At 74.8% G+C, this 4,634-nt stretch carries 2 protein-coding genes and 1 pseudogene; 2 read left to right on the top strand and 1 reads right to left on the bottom strand.

Annotation, left to right across the window (positions count from 1 at the left end):
- Positions 1-912: metallophosphoesterase (locus tag HUW36_RS26260; protein WP_246248330.1), on the top strand; the 912-nt coding region annotated here is incomplete at its 5' end.
- 176 nt (positions 913-1,088) lie between these two features.
- Complete coding sequence (locus HUW36_RS26255; RefSeq protein ID WP_174530596.1) at positions 1,089-4,271, top strand: UvrD-helicase domain-containing protein; 3,183 nt, start codon at positions 1,089-1,091, stop codon at positions 4,269-4,271.
- A 43-nt stretch (positions 4,272-4,314) separates the two neighbouring features.
- On the opposite strand, the pseudogene HUW36_RS26250 reads toward HUW36_RS26255, so the two are convergent.
- A pseudogene (locus tag HUW36_RS26250) lies at positions 4,315-4,634 on the bottom strand (prepilin peptidase); the annotation flags it as partial.

Genomic DNA, 4,634 nt, shown 5'->3' with positions numbered 1-4,634 from the left:
GTCGCGACCCCGTCGACCGGGACCGCCGACGGTGGCGACGCCGCGCCGACCGGCACCGTGCCCGCCGACCACGACCCCTCCCGCCGGCTGCTGCTCGCGCGCGGCGCGGCGATCTTCGCGGGGCTCACCGCCGCCGGCGTCACCGGGTACGGCGTCCGCACCGCGATGGGTCCGCCCCAGCTGGACCGGGTACGGATCCCGCTGGCCAAGCTGCCCCGCAGCATGGACGGCCTGCGGATCGCCACCGTCTCCGACATCCACCTCGGGCCGCTGCGCGGACGGGCGCACACCGAGCGGATCGTCGCCATGATCAACCGGCTGGACGCCGACCTGGTGGCAGTGGTCGGCGACCTGGTCGACGGGACGGTCGCCGAGCTGGGCTCGGCCGCGGAGCCGCTGCGCGACCTGCGCTCCCGCTACGGCAGCTTCTTCGTCACCGGCAACCACGAGTACTACTCGGGCGTGGAGGAGTGGGTCCGCGAGGTGGACCGGCTGGGTCTGCGGGTGCTCCAGAACGAGCGGCAGGAGATCCGGGCCCGCGGCGGGGTGCTGGACCTGGCCGGGGTCAACGACGTGACCGCCGCCGGCACCGGGCTGGCCGCGCCGGCCGACTACGCCGCCGCCCTCGGCGACCGTGACCCGAGCCGCCCGGTGGTGCTGCTGGCCCACCAGCCGGTGGCCGCGCAGGAGGCGGCGAAGTTCGGCGTCGACCTGCAACTCTCCGGGCACACCCACGGCGGCCAGATGGTGCCGTTCAACCTGGCGGTGAAGCTCCAGCAGCCGGTGGTCTCCGGCCTGGGCGAGGTGGACGGCACCAAGGTCTACGTGACCAACGGCGCCGGCTTCTGGGGCCCGCCGGTGCGCGTCGGCGCCCCGCCGCAGGTGACGCTGGTCGAGCTGCGGGCCCCGTAGCGACGGGCTGTGCTGGCCGGGCATGCCCTCGCGGCCCTCGCTTCGCTCGGTGCGCTCGCTCATGCACGGGTCCCGCCCTTAGCGCGCCGGGGACGCCGCGTCCAGCACCGCATTGCTCAGGTCACGCGTACGCGTGGCGGCGGGCGGGCAGGCAACCGGACGTGACAGGATGCGGCGTGCCTCCGTTCAGCGCCGCACCCCCCGGTGGCCTCCCGCCCTACGTCGCGGATCTGCACATCCACTCGAAGTACTCCCGCGCGTGCAGCCGTGACCTGACCCTGCCGAACCTCGGCTGGTGGGCCCGACGCAAGGGCATCGGGGTGCTCGGCACCGGCGACTTCACCCACCCCGCCTGGTACGACCACCTGCGGGAGACGTTGCACCCGGCGGAGCCCGGCCTCTACCGGCTCTCGCCGGAGGCGGAGCGGGACATCGCCCGGCGACTGCCGCCCCGGCTGGCGAGCGCGGCGGAGGCGGACCCGGTCCGGTTCATGCTGAGCGTGGAGATCTCCACCATCTACAAGCGGGACGACCGGACCCGGAAGGTGCACCACCTGATCTACCTGCCGGACCTGGACGCGGTGGGCCGGTTCAACACCGCGCTGGGCCGGATCGGCAACCTCGGCTCCGACGGCCGGCCGATCCTCGGGCTCGACTCCCGCGACCTGCTGGAGATCACGCTGGAGGCCAGCCCGGACGGCTACCTGGTGCCGGCGCACATCTGGACACCCTGGTTCTCCGCGCTCGGCTCGAAGTCCGGCTTCGACGCGATCGCCGACTGCTATGCCGACCTGGCCGACCACATCTTCGCGGTGGAGACCGGCCTCTCCTCCGACCCGGAGATGAACTGGCGGGTCGGCAGTCTGGACCGCTACCAGCTGGTGTCGAACTCCGACGCCCACTCGCCGCCGGCGCTGGCCCGGGAGGCGACGGTCCTCACCGCGGCCCGCGACTACTTCGCGATCCGCGAGGCGCTGCGGACCGGGGACGGACTCGCCGGCACCGTCGAGTTCTTCCCGGAGGAGGGCAAGTACCACGCCGACGGGCACCGGCTCTGCGGGGTGAACTGGTCGCCGGAGCGGACCCGCGAGGCGTCCGGGCGTTGCCCGGAGTGCGGCAAGCCGCTCACCGTCGGCGTCCTGAGCCGGGTCGAGGAGCTGGCCGACCGACCGGTGGGGCACCGCCCGGCGCACGCCCGTGCGGTGGCGCACCTGGTGCCGCTGGCCGAGATCCTCGGCGAGATCAACCGGGTGGGCGCGCGGTCGAAGAAGGTGGAGGGCAAGCTCCACGAGCTGGTCGCCGCGCTCGGCCCCGAGTTGGAGATCCTCACCCGTACCCCGGTGGAGGAGATCGGCCGGGTCGGTGGTGAGCTGCTCGCCGAGGGCATCGGCCGGCTGCGCCGCGGCGAGGTCCGCCGGGTGCCGGGCTACGACGGCGAGTACGGGGTGATCACACTGTTCGACCCGGCGGAACTGGGCGCCACGGCCGGCGGGTCGGGGCAGGACGCGCTCTTCGACGTACCCGTGCCCGCGCAGCGGCGGCCCGCGGAGCCGGCGCCGAAGCCGAAGGCCAGGCGCCCGGCGGCGGCCCGGCCGGAGCCGAAGCGCACGCCGCCGGCTCCCCCGATCGCGCCGCCGCCCTCCCCGCACGAGCCGTTCGAGCCGATGCTCGCCGGGATGGAGGAGGTCGGCACCGGCCTGCTGGACCGCCTGGACGCGATGCAGCGGGTGGCCGCGTCCGCGCCGGGTGGTCCGCTGCTCATCGTGGCCGGGCCGGGCACCGGCAAGACCCGGACGCTCACCAACCGGATCGCGTACCTCTGCGCGGAGCTGAACGTCTTCCCGGACCAGTGCCTGGCGATCACGTTCACCCGCCGGGCCGCCGAGGAGCTGCGGCACCGGCTGGACGGGCTGCTCGGCCCGGTCGCCGAGGACGTCACGGTCGGCACGTTCCACTCGCTCGGCCTGACCGTGCTGCGGGAGAACGCGGCGGCGGCCGGGCTGCCGGCGGACTTCCGGATCGCCGACGAGACGGATCGGGCGGCGGCTCGCGCGGAGGCCGGCGCGGACGACGAGCGGTACGTCGCGCTGCTGCGCAAGAAGGACCTGGTCGACCTGGACGAGCTGCTCACCCTGCCGGTGGCGCTGCTCAAGGGCGACCGGAAGCTGGTCCGGGAGTACCGCGAACGGTGGAAGTGGATCTTCGTCGACGAGTACCAGGACGTCGACGCCGTGCAGTACGACCTGCTGCGCCTGCTCAGCCCCGCCGACGGCAACCTGTGCGCGATCGGTGACCCGGACCAGGCGATCTACTCGTTCCGCGGCGCCGACGTCGGCTACTTCCTGCGCTTCTCGCAGGACTTCACCGACGCCCGGCTGGTGCGGCTGAACCGCAACTACCGCTCCTCGGCGCCGATCCTGGCCGCCGCCGTGCAGGCCATCGCGCCGTCGTCGCTGGTGCGCGGCCGTCGCCTCGACCCGGCCCGACTCGACCCGGAGGCGCCGCTGGTCGGCCGGTACGCCGCGACCTCGGTGGCCGACGAGGCCGACTTCGTGGTCCGTACCGTCGACGAGCTGGTCGGTGGCCTGTCCCACCGCTCGCTGGACTCGGGCCGCATCGACGGGCGGGCGACGTCGCTCTCCTTCTCCGACATCGCGGTGCTCTACCGCACCGACGCGCAGGCCGCGCCGGTCGTGGACGCGCTGGCCCGGGCGAACATCCCGGTGCAGAAGCGCTCGCACGACCGGTTGCGTGACCGGCCGGGCGTCACGGCCATCGCCCGCGAGCTGCGTCAGGCCGGTCTCGACGGGTCCCTGCCCGCCCGGGTACGCCAGGCCGGTCAGCTGCTGGCGGAACGCTTCGCCGTGCCCACGCTCGACGGCTCCGGTGCGGTACGCCCCGAGGACGTCCGCACCGCCGTGGACCTGCTCACCCCGCTGGCCCGCCGGTGCGGCGACGACCTCGGGCTGTTCCTCCACCAGCTCGCGACCGGCGCCGAGGTGGACGCTCTCGATCCACGCGCCGAGGCGGTCACGCTGCTCACGCTGCACGCGGCGAAGGGGCTGGAGTTCCCGGTGGTGTTCCTGGTCGGCGCGGAGGACGGTCTGCTGCCGCTGCGCTGGCCCGGCTCGGAGCCGGACGAGGACGCGGTGGCCGAGGAGCGCCGGCTCTTCTTCGTCGGCCTGACCCGGGCGCAGGACCGGCTCTACGTCAGCCACGCCGCGCGGCGCAGCCGGCACGGCACCGAGCGGGAGACCCGGCCGTCGCCGTTCCTCGACGTGATCGACCCGGCGCTGTTCGACCGGCTCGGCGCGGCGGAGCCGCGCCGACCCCGGGACCACCAGCTCCGGTTGATCTGAGAAGGGCGGGACCCCCGCCGAACACCCGAGCGGGCGGGCGGGCTCAGGTGAGCAGGACGGCGAGCCAGGCGCCGGCGAGGATCGCCGGGCCGAACGGCAGTGGCGTGTCCCGGCGTATCCGGCCGGCCGCGAGCAGGACCAGCACCGTCACCCCGGCCAGCACGTGCGGGAGGAGCAGCCCGAGCCGGAGCGTCGGCCAGCCGAGCCAGCCCAGCGGGAACCCGAGCGCGGCGGCGAGCTTCACGTCGCCGAAGCCGAGCCGGGCGCCGGGCAGCAGCGCGAGCAGCAGGTAGCCGGCGAGGGAGAGCGCGGCGCCGGCAGCGGCGGCGGTCAGCCGACCCGGATCGCCGGTGGCCAGCGCGG

The sequence above is a fragment of the Micromonospora maritima genome, assembly GCF_902825405.1.
Taxonomy (GTDB): Bacteria; Actinomycetota; Actinomycetes; order Mycobacteriales; family Micromonosporaceae; genus Micromonospora; species Micromonospora maritima.
Note: the sequence above shows the minus strand (reverse complement) of the source record. Positions and strands in the feature narration are given on the sequence as shown.